The 15,797-nt window shown below is 72.4% G+C and carries 17 protein-coding genes; 7 read left to right on the forward strand and 10 right to left on the reverse strand.

Features of this window, described 5'->3' with window-relative positions; genetic code table 11:
• The first annotated feature begins 108 nt into the window (after positions 1-108).
• On the forward strand, positions 109-663 hold the full coding sequence (locus FPT20_RS01000; protein ID WP_158861818.1) for a GNAT family N-acetyltransferase: 555 nt from the start codon (positions 109-111) through the stop codon (positions 661-663).
• A 22-nt stretch (positions 664-685) separates the two neighbouring features.
• Here FPT20_RS01000 and FPT20_RS01005 read toward each other — a convergent pair whose 3' ends face one another.
• From FPT20_RS01005 to FPT20_RS01040, 8 genes are all read right to left on the reverse strand, one after another.
• The gene (locus FPT20_RS01005; RefSeq protein ID WP_158861819.1) at positions 686-1,084 is read right to left on the reverse strand and encodes a hypothetical protein; all 399 of its coding nucleotides are present in this window, start codon (positions 1,082-1,084) and stop codon (positions 686-688) included.
• An 82-nt stretch (positions 1,085-1,166) separates the two neighbouring features.
• Positions 1,167-2,792: a hypothetical protein gene (locus FPT20_RS01010; protein WP_158861820.1), complete on the reverse strand. Its 1,626-nt coding sequence runs from the start codon at positions 2,790-2,792 to the stop codon at positions 1,167-1,169.
• Positions 2,789-3,517 (reverse strand): RibD family protein, encoded by a 729-nt coding sequence (locus FPT20_RS01015; protein WP_158861821.1) that lies wholly within the window; start codon positions 3,515-3,517, stop codon positions 2,789-2,791. The genes FPT20_RS01010 and FPT20_RS01015 overlap by 4 nt, the downstream gene beginning before the upstream one ends.
• Positions 3,399-4,478, reverse strand: a complete 1,080-nt coding sequence (locus FPT20_RS01020) for a lysylphosphatidylglycerol synthase transmembrane domain-containing protein (protein WP_233265612.1) — start codon at positions 4,476-4,478, stop codon at positions 3,399-3,401. The genes FPT20_RS01015 and FPT20_RS01020 overlap by 119 nt, the downstream gene beginning before the upstream one ends.
• Positions 4,478-5,290 carry an SAM-dependent methyltransferase gene (locus FPT20_RS01025; RefSeq protein ID WP_158861823.1) on the reverse strand — a complete coding sequence of 271 codons (813 nt, stop codon included), beginning with the start codon at positions 5,288-5,290 and terminating at the stop codon, positions 4,478-4,480. The genes FPT20_RS01020 and FPT20_RS01025 overlap by 1 nt, the downstream gene beginning before the upstream one ends.
• Positions 5,287-6,345, reverse strand: coding sequence for a glycosyltransferase family 4 protein (locus FPT20_RS01030; RefSeq protein WP_158861824.1), 1,059 nt, complete (start codon positions 6,343-6,345; stop codon positions 5,287-5,289). The genes FPT20_RS01025 and FPT20_RS01030 overlap by 4 nt, the downstream gene beginning before the upstream one ends.
• Positions 6,345-6,743, reverse strand: a complete 399-nt coding sequence (locus FPT20_RS01035) for a 6-pyruvoyl trahydropterin synthase family protein (protein ID WP_158861825.1) — start codon at positions 6,741-6,743, stop codon at positions 6,345-6,347. The genes FPT20_RS01030 and FPT20_RS01035 overlap by 1 nt, the downstream gene beginning before the upstream one ends.
• Positions 6,743-7,720, reverse strand: a complete 978-nt coding sequence (locus tag FPT20_RS01040) for a zinc-dependent alcohol dehydrogenase (protein ID WP_233265339.1) — start codon at positions 7,718-7,720, stop codon at positions 6,743-6,745. The genes FPT20_RS01035 and FPT20_RS01040 overlap by 1 nt, the downstream gene beginning before the upstream one ends.
• Before the next feature lie 99 nt (positions 7,721-7,819).
• Here FPT20_RS01040 and FPT20_RS01045 point away from each other — a divergent pair, with 99 nt between their 5' ends.
• The 5 genes from FPT20_RS01045 (at position 7,820) to FPT20_RS01065 (ending at position 13,148) form a co-directional block, all read left to right on the forward strand.
• Positions 7,820-8,635, forward strand: a complete 816-nt coding sequence (locus FPT20_RS01045) for a CDP-alcohol phosphatidyltransferase family protein (protein ID WP_158861826.1) — start codon at positions 7,820-7,822, stop codon at positions 8,633-8,635.
• Between the two features lie 152 nt (positions 8,636-8,787).
• Positions 8,788-9,816, forward strand: a complete 1,029-nt coding sequence (locus FPT20_RS01050; RefSeq protein WP_158861827.1) for a LacI family DNA-binding transcriptional regulator — start codon at positions 8,788-8,790, stop codon at positions 9,814-9,816.
• Positions 9,817-10,201: 385 nt separating this feature from the next.
• Positions 10,202-10,801, forward strand: a complete 600-nt coding sequence (locus FPT20_RS01055; RefSeq protein WP_158861828.1) for an alternate-type signal peptide domain-containing protein — start codon at positions 10,202-10,204, stop codon at positions 10,799-10,801.
• Positions 10,802-10,857: 56 nt separating this feature from the next.
• Positions 10,858-12,516 (forward strand): fibronectin type III domain-containing protein, encoded by a 1,659-nt coding sequence (locus tag FPT20_RS01060; RefSeq protein ID WP_158861829.1) that lies wholly within the window; start codon positions 10,858-10,860, stop codon positions 12,514-12,516.
• Positions 12,513-13,148, forward strand: coding sequence for a signal peptidase I (locus FPT20_RS01065; protein WP_158861830.1), 636 nt, complete (start codon positions 12,513-12,515; stop codon positions 13,146-13,148). The genes FPT20_RS01060 and FPT20_RS01065 overlap by 4 nt, the downstream gene beginning before the upstream one ends.
• On the opposite strand, the gene FPT20_RS01070 is transcribed toward FPT20_RS01065, so the two are convergent.
• Positions 13,120-13,764 (reverse strand): GntR family transcriptional regulator, encoded by a 645-nt coding sequence (locus tag FPT20_RS01070; protein WP_158861831.1) that lies wholly within the window; start codon positions 13,762-13,764, stop codon positions 13,120-13,122. The two genes, FPT20_RS01065 and FPT20_RS01070, sit on opposite strands and share 29 nt — an antisense overlap.
• Entirely contained in the window at positions 13,764-14,438 is a 675-nt protein-coding gene (locus FPT20_RS01075; RefSeq protein ID WP_158861832.1) for a GntR family transcriptional regulator, read from the reverse strand. The genes FPT20_RS01070 and FPT20_RS01075 overlap by 1 nt, the downstream gene beginning before the upstream one ends.
• A gap of 269 nt (positions 14,439-14,707) precedes the next feature.
• On the opposite strand from FPT20_RS01075, the gene FPT20_RS01080 reads away from it, so the two are divergent.
• Positions 14,708-15,655, forward strand: coding sequence for a helix-turn-helix domain-containing protein (locus tag FPT20_RS01080; protein ID WP_158861833.1), 948 nt, complete (start codon positions 14,708-14,710; stop codon positions 15,653-15,655).
• Positions 15,656-15,797: the final 142 nt, after the last annotated feature.

A 15,797-nucleotide genomic window follows, 5' to 3' on the forward strand; every position in this document is an offset into this window, starting at 1 on the left:
GGCGCCGCTTCTGCGCCTCCCCGGGACATTTGCCGTTGCGCGCGCGGGCGCAGCCGTCCCGCGGAGGCGCAGACGCGCGAGGCGCAGGCCGCCCGGTAACGTGGCCCCATGTTCTCGAAGACCCTCACCTCCTGCGGCGTGCTCCGCGCGCTCGAACCGTGGCACGCGGAGGAGTTCGCGGCGCACCTCGACCGGGCGCGCGAGCACATCCGGCCGTGGGTGGGGCCGTCGTTCGTGACGACCGATGTGGCCGGTGCCCGGGCGACCCTCCACCGGTACGCCGAGCGCGCCGCGCGCGACGGTGCCGGCATCTACGGGATCTGGGTGGCGGGCACGCTCGTCGGCGGCGTGATGTTCGTCGAGTTCTCGACCGCGACCGGCTCGTTCGAGGTCGGCTGCTGGCTGGAGCCGGGCGCCGAGGGCGGCGGCCACATCACCGCCGCCGTGCGGGAGCTGCTCGCGTACGCTTTCGACGAGCGCGGCATGCACCGGGCCGAGTGGAGGTGCCGGAGCGACAACGAACGCAGCTCGGCCGTCGCGCGACGCATCGGGATGTCGCTCGACGGGGTGCTGCGGGAGGCGTGGCCGGTCGAGGGCGTCTTCCACGACAAGCAGGTGTGGTCGCTGCTCGCCGGCGAGTGGGGCGCGCGGGCTCGGGACTGACGGCCGCCCGGGCCGGGTCCGGTCAGGCCAGCTGCGGCCTCCGCCGGAGCTCCACGCCGGAGGTGATCCCGAGCACGACGATGCCGATCACCTCGACGATCACGGTCTCCGGCACGAGCGTGAAGCTCCACACCTCCCGGATGCCGAACAGCCCGACGGTGAGCGCCAGCAGCAGCGCCGCGAGGCTGGCGATGACGAAGAGGAGGCTCAGCACCGTCGCCGTGCGCAGCCAGGCGCCGCGCAGGGCGAGCATCCCGATCGCGAGGACGAAGCCCGCGATCGTGTTGAGCACGAACATGGTCCCGAGCAGACCGCCCACCCCGTCGACGACGAGGAAGAGGTGGATGCCGGCGATCGCGGCGAGGATGATCGCGCTGAGGATTCGAAGGAGCCACAGCGGCCCCTGGCGGTTCTGAGCCATGGGAATACCAGCTTCCGGTCTGAGCCTCCACCGACAGGAGGCCACACCGTCAACACGAGCCCGCCTCCGAAAAGGTTCACCGTCAGGGGCCGTAGGCCTGCAGGAACCGGTCGCGGAAGGCGTCCATCCGCCACACCGGCGCGGTCGGCGACGGCAGCATGCCGGGCTGCCAGGCCCACCCCCCGATGCGCTGGATCACGGCGGGGTCCTTCGCGATGATGCTGATCGGCACGTCGTGGTCGGCCGCCGCTCCGCTCACGACGCTCGCCGGCTGGTGGTCGCCGAGCACGACCACGACGAGGTTCGGGTCGTCCGTGTTCGTGAGGAACGAGAACAGCGACTCCAGCGAGTACTGGATGGACTGCCCGTACAGCTGCTGCACGTGACGCGGGTCCTGCCAGACGACGCTCGGAGGCTGTCCCTCCGCCGGTTGCGGGTCGTAGGCGGACCCGTCGCCGATCGACCTCCACGGCAGAAGGCGCGGGAGGGGCGTCCACGGTGTGTGGGACGACACGAGGTCGATCTCGGCCATCAGCGGCGAGTGCGGCCGCGACAGCTCGTGCTGCTGGAAGTAGGCCCAGGTGTACTGGTCGGGGACGCGCGCATAGCTGAAGGCGGGTCCGCGGTAGCCGACGTTAGTCGCGTTCAGCTCCGTGCCGTACCCGTAGAAGCTCGACCCGACCGCCCACGGCTTCGTGTCCGACGGCACGTCGCTGACCGTCCGCCAGCCGGCCTTGCGGAAGGCGCCGGCCAGCGTGAGCCGCCGCCCGGCCGTGACCTCGTCGTACTTCTGCTGCGAGTCGATCCACAGTCCGGACTGGAGGGTCGAGTGCGCGAGCCAGCTGATGCCTCCGAAGGTGGGGGAGGTCAGGAACGCACTGCGTTCGGCGTAGCCGTGGGCCGTGAGTTGGTGCTCGCCGCGCCGCAGAACGGCGTCGACGCCGGCCGAGAACGAACTGTCCTGCACGGCCGATCGACCGTAGCTCTCGACGAAGGCGACGACCACGTCCTTGCCGCGCAGGCCCGTGAGCAGGTCCGAGGCCGGGAGGTGCGCGTACGGATCGGTGGAGGCGGCCCGGTCGAACACGGCCTTGTCACGAGCCGCGACGGCCACCTGGCCGGCCTTCGCGACGACCTGCTGCACGGCGTCGTCCGCCGCGACCGGCACACCGGAGAGCACCTGGACGGCCGCGATCGAAAGCACCGCCCACGCGGCCGTCGCGGCCGTGGCGCCGACCAGAGCGGCGCGCCGCCGCGGCCGGAGCGCACTCGCGAGTCGGAGGAAGGAGGCGCTGACCGCGGCGACCAGCCCGACGGCGAGGACGCTCACGAGGAGGAGCAGCACGAAGGCGGCGATCGAGCCCGTGGAATCGCTGACGACGCCGTAGCCGTCGGTCAGCTCCTGCCAGCCCGTGGCAACGTCGAAGGGTCTGCCGACTTCAGCGAGAAAGACCCGATCGAGGGCGGCACCGACGGTGGCGAGCACCAGCAGGGCGGCGGCGCCCACCGCGACGGCGACCCGCGCGCCTCGCCACGGAAGCAGGAGCAGCAGGGCCAGCACGACGACGCACTCGATCGGGAGGCGGAGGGCGGCGAGCGGGGAGCCGGCAGCGATGAGCCCGGGGGCCAGGGCGACGACGAAGACGACGACGGCCGAGACGACCGTGCCGATGATCCGCTTCCGCGGCGGTATCCCACCGCGCGTCATCGGCTGCCCGAGGACGCGGCGTGCGCGGCCGGGGAGCCCAGCACAGCCCGGTCGCTCAACGCGTACCGGAGCAGCACGACGTCGCCGATGGTCCGCGCCTCCATCAGTGGGGCGCGCCGCTCGGCTGTCCACGGGAAGGCGCCGTCGCCGACGAAGCGCGGCGCGCGACGGTCGCCGACGAAGAACGGCGCGACCGCGACGTGGAGCTCGTCGACGAGGTCGCCGCCGAGGAACTGGGTGAGCGTGGAGCCGCCTCCCTCGACCAGCACACGCCCGGCCCCACGCTCGCCGAGGTCGCAGAGCAGGTCCGCCATCGCCACCTCCTCGCCGAGGGGCACGACGGTCGCCGGGCCGCCGAGCCTCCGCCGGATCCGCCGCTCCTCGCCACGGGGACAGTAGACGAGCTTCGCGGTGTCTCCCACACTGAAGAAGGCTGCCTGCGGGTCGAGGTCGCCCGTGGCGGTGACGGTCGCCTTCGCCGGCGTGGGCGCGAGGCCTGACGCGACCCGCTCGGCGCGACGGTCGGCGCTCCGCACGAGGAGGCGCGGATTGTCGCGACGCACGGTGCGGGCGCCGACGAGGATCACGTCGGCCGCGGCGCGCAGCTCATCGACCCGGTCCAGGTCTGCGGAATTCGAGAGCACGAGCCTCGGCGGCTGGGCCGTGTCGAGGTAGCCGTCGAGGGAGATGGCGCAGTTGACCACCACGTAGGGTCGCTGGATCACGGTGTTCCTCCTTGCGGACGAGGGCTGCGGCGGCGACGGCCGCGCCGGGGGCGACGGCGATGAGCGCGAGCACCCCGAAGAGCGTCGCCGCGGCGACTCCGGTCGAGACGCCGAGTCCGGCGACGGCGAAGGCCCAGCCGGCGACCCCCTCCCGGGGACCCCAGCCGCCGACGTTGACCGGGATGGCGGCCCCGAGCAGCACGACGACGCCGAGTGTCGGCAGCTGCGCGGGAGGGACGGCCGCGCCCACGGCCGCGATCGCCACCCACAGCGTCGCCAGGTGGCAGCAGCAGGCGATGAGGGAGGCGACGACCACCCGGATGAGCGTGCCCGCGGACCCGAGAGCGGCGCGAAGTTCGGCGGACTCCCGTCGGAGCGTCCGCCGGATGCGCCTCCCCGTGAGTGCCGCGACAGCGACCGCCATCGCGACGGCCGTCACGCCGACCGCGATGGCGAGAAGAGCGACCGGGCCGGGACCGGCACTCGGCGGGCCGTCGCCTCCGATCGCGGCCGGAGGGGCGGCCACCGCCGCCCACAGGAGGACGCCGACGGTCAGCGCCAGCTGCACGCCCTGGGCGACCACGCGGTCGAGAGCCGCCGCTCGGATCGCCGTCCCGGTGTGTCCCGTGGTGCGCCCGTGGTCGACCGCCCGATGCACGTCGCCGACGACGCCGCCGGGGAGGACCATGTTGAGGAACTGCGACCGGTAGTACATGCCGATCGCGGCACATAGCCCGACATCCACGCCGAGGCGGCGGGCGATCAGCCTCCACCGCCAGGCGGACGCGGCGGTGGCCACCGCCATGAGGCCGATCACCGCCGTGACGGGAACCGGTTGGATCGCAGCGAGCGCGGCCTGGAACGGGCCCGCGCCGACGCGAGCGACGACGGCGACCAGCACGACGGCACCGATCCCCGCGCGGAGAGCCGGACGGATCCATCGCGAGCGCGCGCCGTCCATCACGGCCACGCCAAGACGTCGAGGTGGTACACGACAGCGGAGAGCTCGCCGCGGAGTTGCTGCTCCTCGCGCAGCCGCCGGTAGGAGCGCGCCTCCTCGCGGAAGCCCGGCTCCTGCTCCTCGGCGGCGTCCGCCCAACCGTCGAACCAGTCGGCGAGCAGCGTGGGCTCGCGGTCGTCGAGGCGCCAGGTGGTCAGGGCCTTGCGGACGTGCCATCCCGCCCGGGCGAAGAGCCCCTGGACGATCGGAGCGCCGAAAGGTCCGAGCAGGCGGCGTCCGTCCGCCTCCCGGCGCTGGTGCGCGTTGAAGGCCCGCGCGTACCCGACGTCGCGTGCATCCCACGGGTGCAGCTCCACATCGCCGGTGACGGTCAGGGCGCACAGCGCGGGCGTTCGCGTCGTGAGGCACGCGTCGACGATGGCATGCGCCTCCTCGGCCGTGATGACATCGAGCAGGGCGGACGCGGTGACCAGAGACGCCCCCGCGAGGTCGGCGGCCCGAAGGTCCTGGAGCTCGCCGACGTGCAGATCGACGGTGACGGGCCTTCCCTGCGCATCGCGCGGCGTGTCCTGTGTGGCGAGCCGCGCGAGCTCCGCATTCCAGTCGTGGAGCACCCAGCGCTGCGGGCCGGGGAGGAGCGGAGCCAGCCAGCGCATCATCGAGCCGGTGCCGCTGCCGAGGTCGTGCACGTCGAGGGGGCCCGGGGGGAGAGCCGGCCGCAGAGCCTCGACGAGAGCGAGCGACCGCGCGCGCCCGTCCTCCGCCTCGCGGAGCGCGAGCCAGTCCGGGCTGACCTCGACGACCCCGGTCATCGCGCGGCCGCCGTTCCGAACGACGAGGGCGGGGGAGGGGCGACCGCGTCCTTCTCGTCGGCGAGCTCGCCGAGCACCGCGCCGACCGTGCTGACCGTGCTGCCCCAGGACCAGGAGAGGTCGCGTGCCGCGCGGGCCGCGGAGGCGAGCGCCTTTCGTCGGCTCGGATCGCCCAGCCACTGCCGAAGGACGACACGAAGGGCCCACGCGTCGTCCGGCGGCACCGTCATGGCGGCGTCCGGCCGGGGGATCGCCTCCGCGACGCCGCCGACGTCGGTGGTCAGCACCGGGACGCCGTGGGCCAGCGCCTCCGCGAGGACCATCCCGTAGCTCTCGGACCGGGAGGGGAGGACGAGCAGATCGGCCTCGCAATACGCGGCCTCGAGCCGGTCGCCGTCGAGCGCCCCGCGGAACCGGATCCGGTCGCCCAGTCCGGTCGAGTCGACCACGCTCGCGAGCGCGGAGACGAAGTCGGGATCGAGGTGAAGCGAGCCGACGATCGTGCAGGTCCACGACGGCTCGTCCGCCAGCGCGGCCAGAGCGCGCACGAGCACATCGATGCCCTTGTGCGGCGCGACCGCCGCCACGCAGAGGAGCCTGCCTCCCGTCGGGGACGGTGTGCTGATCGCTCCGCGGTCGGCCCCGGGCCACGCGACCACGACCCGCGACGGATCCGCGCCGTCGACAGCGACCAGTGCTGTGCGGGTCCACTGGCTCGTCGCAATCACACGCCGAGCGACGCGGTACACCGCGAGCTGGGCATCGTCCGGGGCCATGTGAGCGATCACGACCAGTCGCAGGCGGCGGGCGTGGGCCGCCACGGCCTCGGGTTCGCGGGCCGCGAGGAGCCCGTCGAGCAGGACCAGCGCCCCGTCCGACAGCCGGGCGAGCGCACGGTGCGTCCACCCGCTGCCGCGGTCGGTGACGTGCAGCATGCGCACGTCCCACCCGGCCGCCCGGAGGCCGTCGCGGACTCGCCGGTCGTAGACGTTCCCGCCGCTCACGCGCTCCGGGTCGTCGATCGCGTCGGGCACGACGAATGCGACAGCAGCCATCACACGGGCCTCCCGTAGCTCGCCCACGCGATGTGCGACTCGTGGAGGGTGACGGTAACGCCTGTCAACGAGCCGTCCCTCCCCAGGGCGCCGGCAGCGATGCGCGCGGCCAGCCGGTCGGCGACCACGCGGCACAGCACCTCGGTCGTCGTGTTGATCCCGGCGAACTCCGGCTCGTCGTCGAGGTTGCGGTAGCCGAGGGAGGCGGTGATCGCACGGAGCGCCTCGGCGGCGCGGGCGATGTCGATCACGACGCCGTCCGCGTCGAGCTCGTCGGCGTGGAACGATGCGTCGACCACGAACGTGGCGCCGTGGAGGCGCTGCGCCGGGCCGAAGGACTCGCCCGTGAAGCTGTGCGCGACCATCATGTGGTCGCGGACGGTGACGGTGAACGGCATCAGGCGTCCCTCCAATCGATCGTGCGGCAGATGTCCGCTCCGGGCGCCGACGCCAGGCGGGCCATCACGCCGGGGAGCTCGCGCCACGTCGAGGTGCCGGTGAGCAGGGCGTCGAAAGCGGGATCGCGGAGCAGGTCGAGCCCGAGCGCGAGCCGGTCGGCCGTCGTGCGGCGGTCGCGCCGCCGGGGAGGGACGGCGCCCACTTGGCTCGAGCGGATCGTGAGCCGCCGGGAATGGAAGTCCGCGCCCAGCGGTAGCGTCACCGGGCGGTCGCCGTACCAGCTGGCCTCGATCACCTCGCCCTCGGTCACGACGGTCTCCAGCGCCAGCCGGAGACCCGCCTCCGATCCGCTGGTGTTCACGACGAGGTCGCGATCGCGCGGAGCGTCCGCGGGGGACGCGAATCCCACGCCGAGGGCGTCCGCGACGCTCTTCCGTGACGACGTCGTGTCGACGAGGGTCACGTCGACGCCGGGGATGCCCCGGGCCAGCCGCGCGACGCAGCAGCCGATCATGCCCGCGCCGACGACCGTGATGCGGTCGCCCAGCAGCGGGGAGGCGTCCCACAGGACGGTGATGGCGGTCTCGACCGCCCCGGCGAGCACGGCACGGCGTGCAGGCATGCCCTCGGGGACGGGGACGACGGCGGTGGCCGGGACCGTGAAGGCTGACTGGTGAGGGAACAGCGTGAACACCGTGCGCCCGGCCAGGTCGGCGGGCCCCTCCTCGACGACACCGACGTTCAGATATCCGTACTTGACCGGGGCGGGGAAGGCGCCCTCCTGGAACGGCGCGCGCATCCGCTCGTGCTCGCTCCCGGGGACCCCGCCGCGGAACACCGTCGACTCCGTGCCCCGGCTGACCGCGGTGTACAGGGTCCGGACGAGCACCTCTCCCTCGGCGGGGGCAGCGACGGGCCGGCGTCGGAGCGCGCCCCTGCCCGGCTCCTCCACCCAGAAGGCGGTGGACTCGATCACGTCCCCATCCCCTCTCCGGTTCGCGAACGCCGGTGAACCATCGGTGCGCCGGCGGCGTGTTAAGCGCAGAGCCGGTCGTATGAGGGACACGAGGCGCGCATGAAAAGGGTTCAACAGGAGGCGCTGGGCTGGGCCGCCGCAGGGGCGGGCGCCGGCGTCGTCCTGGTCGGTGCGGTGCTCGCGGTGGATGCGCAGATCTCGCGAGCAGCGGTGCCCGCGTTGTTCGTCGCCCTCGTGTACCTCGCGATCTCGAACGCGCTGCTCGCGCGCGCGCTGCGACGGACCGGGGCGGAGCGCTTCGGGGCCGCCAACGTCGTCACCTCTCTGCGCTCGACCCTGGTCGGCTTCGTGACCGCACTGGTCGTCGCCTCCCTCGTCGTGAGCGTGCCCGCGTGGCTGCTCGTGGCTCTGACGGTTCCGGCGCTGTCGCTGGACGCGGTCGACGGATGGGTCGCTCGCCGCACGCGGACCGTGACCGAGGTCGGGGCGCGGTTCGACATGGAGGTGGATGCCTTCCTCCTGCTGGTCTTGAGTGCATATGCCGCTACGCGCATGGGAGGCTGGGTTCTTGCGATCGGCCTCCTGCGGTACGCGTTCGTGGTCGCCGGCTGGGCGCTCCCGTGGATGCGGCGGAGCCTTCCGTACCGGTACTGGCGCAAGGTGGTCACGGCGTTCGCCGGCATCGCGCTCGCGTTCGCGGCGTCCGGGCTGCTGCCCGGCGTGGCCGTGATGCTCGTGGTCATCGCGCTCGGGCTGCTGGTCGAGTCGTTCGGGCGCGACGTCGTCTGGCTGGCGCGGCGACGGTCCGAAGTCGGCGCGGCGGTTCCGTCCGTGTCGGAAGGGCCTGCACCGCGTACCGCCCCGGAGGCCTCCGGACCTGGTCTGGTCGTACCTCGCACTGACACCCGAGCGTGACGCCGAGCTCCGGCGCGCCCCCGGCCGCTCGAGGTGCTCGCAGCTGTCGTCGCGCACGGCGTGTCGGCCCCAACTACGAGCACCTCGCCGCCCGGCCGTATGGTGATCTCAGACTGTCTGGAGGTCGCGAGTGCAGAGCGAGGGTGACACCGATGCCGTCTGAGGTCCCCACCATGCAGACGGTCGCCGAGGAGGCGGGCGTCTCGCTCGGCACCGTGTCGAACTACATGAACCAGCCCTCGCTGGTCGCGCCCGCCACCCGGGTGAAGGTCCAGGCGGCCATCGACCGGCTCGGGTACATCCGCAACGCCGCCGCGCGCGACCTGAAGCGCCAGGGGAACGACGGCATCGGGCTGATCGTCCCGGACATCCTGAACCGCCTGTTCGTGGAGATCGCCCGCGGCGCGCAGCTCGCCTCCAATCGGGAGGGCCTCAGCCTCCTCATGGCGAACGCGGTCTACCGGTTCACGTCCTTCGAGCCCCTGGCGACGGACGACCAGCAGGATCAGTACCTGGACTTCTTCGCGGAGGAGCGGGTCAGCGGGATCCTGTACGCCGCCATGAGCGACCCGACGGCCGGCATCAACCGCATCCGCGGTCACGTCCGCCCCGTCGTGGTGATCAACTACGACCAGCCGGGCGACTGGTGCTCGGTCCTCCTCGACAATCAGCAGGCGGGGAGGCTCGGCGGCGAGCACCTGCACGAGCGCGGTTTCCGCCGCGTCTATTTCGTGTCGCCTCCCGATGTCGCGCAGCCCCTCACGGACCGGCGCGCCGGCGTCCGGGATGCGGCGTCCCGCCTCGGGCTCGACCTCATCGAGTTCACCGCCGGGGGCCTCTGGTTCGACGACGGCCGGCGCGCCGCGGAGGAGATCCTGCGGAGCGCCCCACCGGGTGAGCGGTTGGCATTCCTCGGCGCCACGGACGAACTCGCGCTCGGCGCGCTCAGCGTGCTCCGCGAACGACCGGAGGTCCGCATCCCCGAGGACGTCGGCGTGATGGGGCTCGACGGGGCGCACGACGGTCAGCGCTCCGACTGGGTGCCCCTCACCTCCGTCATCGTCCCCGGCAATCGCATGGGCGAGGAGGCGATCCGGCTGGTGCTGGGCGAGGCGCGGCCGGGCCACCGGCATGAGCGCCTCACGCTGCCGGTCGCGCTGCGCGGGGGCCGCAGCACCTGACGGCGCGATCGGAGTGCGGGGCAAGGAATCACCCCGGCGCCTGATTCCGCCCGTTCAAGCCGGGCGCCACGCACGAAATCGGCGTAAGCGCCGCTTCATACGCTCAGTCCGCTCTCGATGTGTCCCCCGATCTGGGTGCAGTGAGCTGCTTGTCCGCGAAAAGGGGGACAAGTACTCTCTACCAAGGACCGGCAGTGCCAACCCGACAATCGGCGCTGGGTGGTCCGTTGAAGGGAACCCGACCCTCCCCTCGTGAACACCCCTCCGGCTCGCCGGAGGCCCCCAGCTCGAACGTCGACCCGAACGGCGTGAGGGCCGGATCCGCCCGCGGCACCCGTGGGCGCGTCCGGCCTGCTCCCGTGCGGGACGGCGTCCACAACAGATTGTGAGCACGCTCGTCATGAACAGGTTCGCCAAGGGCGCCATCGCCGGAGCAGCCGGGATCCTTCTCCTCCTCAGCGGCGCGGGTACGTTCGCGCTGTGGAACGGCACGGCCAGCGCCGCCGCCGGTTCCGTCAAGTCGGGCACCATGACCATCGCGACGGACACGGCCGCCGGCTCGTGGAGCGTCGTGCACGGCACCGGCACGTCGACTCCCATCGCCGACATCTCCACGTTCCGCGCCGTCCCGGGCGACGTGCTGACCTTCACGCAGAACGTGAAGATCACGGCGATCGGCGACAACCTGTCCGCGATCCTCACCGTCGACCCGTCCACCATCAAGGCCGCCAACAGCGCTTCGGCCGCCGACAACGCGCTCGTTGCCGCGCTGAAGAGCGGGTTGAGCTTTGCCGTCACCTCCCCGCTGCCGACCGGCATCACCGCCGGCACCGCGGCCAACACCTACACGGTCAGCGGCAAGGCGGGCGCACAGACCCTCACCGTCGCGGTGCAGCTGCCCTTCGACTCGACTACGACCGGCACCGTCGCCCAGGGCGGCACCGTCGACCTGAGCGCGCTGGGCTTCACCCTGGCCCAGCAGTAACCCGAGCAGGACACAGCCCGTTCGGCACCGGGGCCCGGAGGGAGGGGCAGAGCGACATGAACCGTCTCGGCCTCCGGTCCCCGGTGTCGCGGGCTCTGCCCGCGCGGCGCGTCCGTCATGGCCGGCTGGCGCTGGCGGCTCTCGCTGCCGGGGCGGCCACGTTCCTCCTGCTGCCCGGCGGCGGCAGCTACGCCCTGTGGAACGGCGCCAGCACCGCGAAAGCGGGAACGCTGACCGCCGCGACCGTCTCGGTCACCGAGACGATCGCCCAGCCGCTGAGCCCCGTGTTCAAGACGGGCAGCACGACCACCACCGGCGCCGTCGTGGTGACCAACACGAGCAACGTCGGCACCGCATTCCGGTCGAGCGTCGGTCTCGCGCCTGCCGGCTCGGCTCCGCTGTCGGCGGCGATCACTGCGAGCCTCTGGCCGGTCTCTTCTGCAGCGTCGTGCACGCCGAGCGCGGTGGTCCCTCCCGGCGCCTTCACCGGATCGCTCGCGGCGATGGCGGCGACGCCTTTGATCGCCGGCACGCTTGCCGCCGGCGCCACCTTCACGTTCTGCCTGCGTGAGTCGATGAACGTCGCCTCGGCGACGGGGATCGCGAGCGGTTCGAGCGTCGGCCTCGCGCTCTCGGCGACCGTCACGGCCGGGCAGGTGTGGTCGAGCACGGCCACCGCGGCTGTCTCGCAGACCTTCGTCGACGACCTCGCCCCCTCGGCCCCGACGGGACTCATCGCGCGGACGACGGCGGCGACCCCGGTCGCTCTGACGTGGACGGCATCGATCGACAACGTCGGGGTGGCCGCGTACGACGTGTACCGCTCAGGAACCCCCGGACCGATCGGCTCGACGGCGGTCCCGACATTCACGGACAGTGGAGCGGCCGCGAACACCAGCTACACCTATACGGTCTACGCCCGCGATGCGGCCGGCCTCATCTCGGCGGGGTCGACTCTCTTCGTGGACAGGACGCCGCCGGGCCAGCCGTCCCTGACGCTGACGGGGAGCACCTCCACCTCTGCTTCGCTCTCGTTCAGCGCGACCGACAACGTCGGCGTCACCGCCTACACGGTGTACCGCGACGGCGTCGCGATCGCGACGGTCGCGGCTCCGGCGGCCTCGTACACGGACACGGCGCTCCCGATCGGCGCGCATCGCTACACGGTCACGGCGAACGATGCCGCAGGCAACGTTTCAACTCCGTCGGCGGCGGTCACGGCGACCGGCTCGTACCGCTCGGGCTCCTGGTATCAGATCGTCAACGCGGCGAGCGGCCAGTGCGTCACCGCACCGACTCCCATCACGAACGGCGGCGCACTGACTCAGGCCGCGTGTGCGAGCCCCCTCAGCGACGCGCAGGCGTGGCTGGTCACGACGTCGGGCACCGGGGTCACGGTGACGGCGGCGCTGCCCCTCCCGACGAGCAGCCAGTACCTCTGGGCCGGATCGCGCACCGCCCCGGTGAGCGTCACCTCCACGGGAGCGGCTTCGAACGGCTCGACCCTGTGGACCTTCACCCTCCAGTCGGACAGCACCTTCTCGCTCGGCAACACGATCACGGGCGACAGTGGGAACGGGAACGGCAACGGCTGGGGCAACGTGACCACCCTCTGCGCGACCGCGTCGGCGAGCGGAGGGGGCCAGCTCACGACCGCGACGTGCGCGGCCGGGACGGCGACGCAATCCTTCACCCTGAGGCCGGTGACACCATGAGCGACGACACTGCCGGACAGCGCCCTGCCAGGTCCTTCCTGCACTACCTCGGCATCGGACTGAGCGCGGGGCTCCTCGGTCTCGTGCTCTTCGTCGCCGCCGTGGCGATCGTGATCCCCCGTGCGGCCGGCGCCACACCGGTCACCGTCCTGACCACCTCGATGGAGCCGACCCTCCCTCCCGGCACACTCATCGTGATCCGGCCGAAGCCCCTCTCCGACATCCACGTGGGCGACGTCATGACCTACCAGATCCGCTCGGGCGACCCTGCCGTGATCTCGCACCGGGTCGTCGCGATCACGAGCTCGACGACGAACGGCCTCACCTTCACGACGAAGGGCGACAACAACGCGCGCGCCGACGCCCCCGTCGTGCCCGCGCAGGTTCGGGGCGTCGTCTGGTACAGCGTGCCGCTGATCGGCTACGTCAACAGCGCGCTCGACCCGAGCCAGCGCTCGTGGCTGCTCCCCGCGGCCGGCGTCCTCCTCCTGCTCTACGCGGGATGGGTGTTCGTTCGCGGAGCCGCGGCCTCGATTGCACGGCGCAGGAGGCGGTCCGAGGCGTCCGGCTCCGACGGCCGGACGGCCGCGGACGCCGCCGGCCTCAGCGGATCCGGAAGATCCGCCTCGTGATGGCGACGGCTTCGCTGTCCTCTCCGGACCGGAGCGCCCTCGCGAGCTCGGCGTAGTCGCTGCCCAGAGCCTCCAAGTCGGCATCGAGCGCCCGGGAGGTCACGTTCACGTGGTAGCCCAGGGAGGGGCCCACCTGCGCCACGAGCCCGACCGTCACCGGGTTGGGGCACAGCTCGAGCATCCGCCGGAAGTAGTTCTCGGCGGCTCCGGTGATCGCCGGGACGTCACCGGTCCGCTGCGCAGCAGTGACGTCGGCGGCCAGACCCGCCAGTGCCTCCCGATCGCTCTCGGAAAGGCCTCCGAGCGTCAGTACTGTGGCTCCGACGGCGAGCACGCCGATCGTCTGGAGGTTCTCGAGCACCTCCTCCGCCCGTGGCGCGATGACCGCGGTGTGCGACTGCGGCGAGGTCTCGACCAGGCCCTCGAGGGTCAGCGTGTGCAGCGCCTGGCGGATCGGCGTGCCGGAGACCCCGAGCCAGCGCCGCAGCTCGCCCTCGTCGAGGCGCTCGCCGGGGAGGAGCACCCCGGTGAGGATGGCGTCGCGCAGCTGCGCGTAGACGCGCTCGCGCACCAGCTCGCGGGGCGTCGGCTGCTCGAGTGCGGAGGGGACCGGCATCAGGACGCGCCTCGTCTCGTCAGCTGCGGCATGTCGATCCGGAAGACCTGCCCCGCGGCCGCGGAGACGGTCTCCGCGTCGCCGGCGCCGAGAGCCTCCCGCAGCATCGAATAGGAGTCGACCGCCTCCTGCCACTGGATGCCCAGCGCGCGGTAGGCGACCCCGACGTAGTAGGCGCGGGCGGAGAGCGACCGCTGCGCCAGCCGGATCAGCGCGCGATTCGGGCAGAGCCGCATCAGATGCTCGTAGAACACCTGGGAGGCGCGGAGCGAGCCTTCGATCTCCTCAGTGCGCAGAGCGTCGATGAGCGCATCGATCTCCGCGAGCAGGCCGTCGCGGTCGTCCTCCGAGAGGACGCCGATCGTCAGGTCGAAGACGCCGATCACGAACACGCCGATCGTCTGCAGGTGCAGCACGGCATCCTCCGGGCGGGGCTCGATCACCCGGGTGTACGACTGGGCCGCCGTCTCGACGAGCCCTTCGACGGTGAGAGCGTGGAGGGCCTGGCGGATCGGTGTCTTCGACATGCCCAGCCACGCCTGGAGCTCGCCGTCGTCGAGTCGCTCGCCGGGCAGGATCGTGCGCTCCAGGATCGCCGTCTTAAGCGCCTCGTAGGCGCGGTCGCGGGCGAGAACTCGCACCGGCTGCAGCTCCGGTGCCCCCGGGACGGGCATCTCCACCTTCTCTCCGCCTGTGCTTCTGTTCCGATGGTAGCGGCCGGTCCGGGTGCCGGGAACTGGAGTCTGGATTAAAGTTCCAATCTCGGCGTATACTTCCGATCGAAGCGGAGCTTCTGTCAGTTTCATGGCACGGAGACGCCGACCCCCCGCGGCGGCTCCGCCCGGTGCGCACCGATTCGGGCACCGGGCACCACGGGGGGTCCTGCGTTTCGGGTACGCAGGGCCCCCCGGTATCCCGCTCGCGCCGGCCCGAGGAGGCGGTGATGGGAACCCGGGCCTGCGAGGCAGCGTCCACGTACTTCGACGCCCGCTTCCGCTCGCGCGACCGCGATGAGACGCAGCACTGGCTCTCGGGGCACTTCGGGCTGGTCGACGTCGGCAGCCGTTTCGCCGGTTACGCCGAGCATGTCGTGGGCGACGACAAGTTCCTCCTCGCCGACGCGACCATGTTCGGTCAGGCGCGCTGCGTCACCAGCACCGACGTCATCCTGATCTCCGCCGGGACGCCCGGGAGCGGCTGGGAGCTGGGGGAGGAGGCGGGCAGCTTCGCCGCCGAACCCGCGCTGTTCCAGCCGCATCGCGTCTCCCTCCATCGGATGGCGGATACCGAAGGCCGGGTCGTCGGCTTCCGGCCCGAGCAGCTCGCCCGCACGGCCCGTCAGCTGTACGGGCAGCCCGAGCTGGAGCTGAGCTTCGACGGGCCGCGGCCGATCAACGCCCGCCGCGCCGCGATGTGGCTCGCGGCACTCGAGGTCGCGCGGAATCGCCGCCGGGCGGGAGCGCTGGCCAACGACCTCGTGCGGGCGGAGACCTACCACCAGCTGGCGGTCGCGGCGCTGGAGACGTTCCGGCTGACCGGCGAGCGCCCCACGCCGAGACCCTCCGTGGAGCGGCGAGCCCGGGTATTCCGGGCGGCCGCACGGTTCCTGGACGATCACGCCTCCCTGCCCATCACGATCGACGACGCGGCCGCTGCCGCGGGCGCGTCCGTGGGGGAGGTCGTGCTCGCGTTCCGTTCGCACGGCGACGGGCGGCTCGGCCCGGCCGCCTATCTCCGCCGGGCGCGGCTGATCGGCGCCGCCGACGAGCTGCGGAGCGCCGGGACCTCCGTCCGGGAGGTGGCCGAGCGCTGGGGCTTCTCGTGCGAGGAGTCGTTCCTCCGCGAGTACCGCCGGGAGTTCGGCGGCGACTTCGCCTCGTCGGAGGCGTGAGCCGAGTCGTCTCGGCTGCGTCGGTGGTCTCGGGGTCCTCGGGGCCTTTCGGAGCCTGCCTAGGCGGCCCGTTGACGTGCCGTGCTGCCGCGTTGTAGCCTCTCGTGCAACAAAGGTTCCATTTCAGACAACGCACTGGCCC

Source organism: Leifsonia sp. AG29 (assembly GCF_009765225.1).
GTDB lineage: Bacteria > Actinomycetota > Actinomycetes > Actinomycetales > Microbacteriaceae > Leifsonia.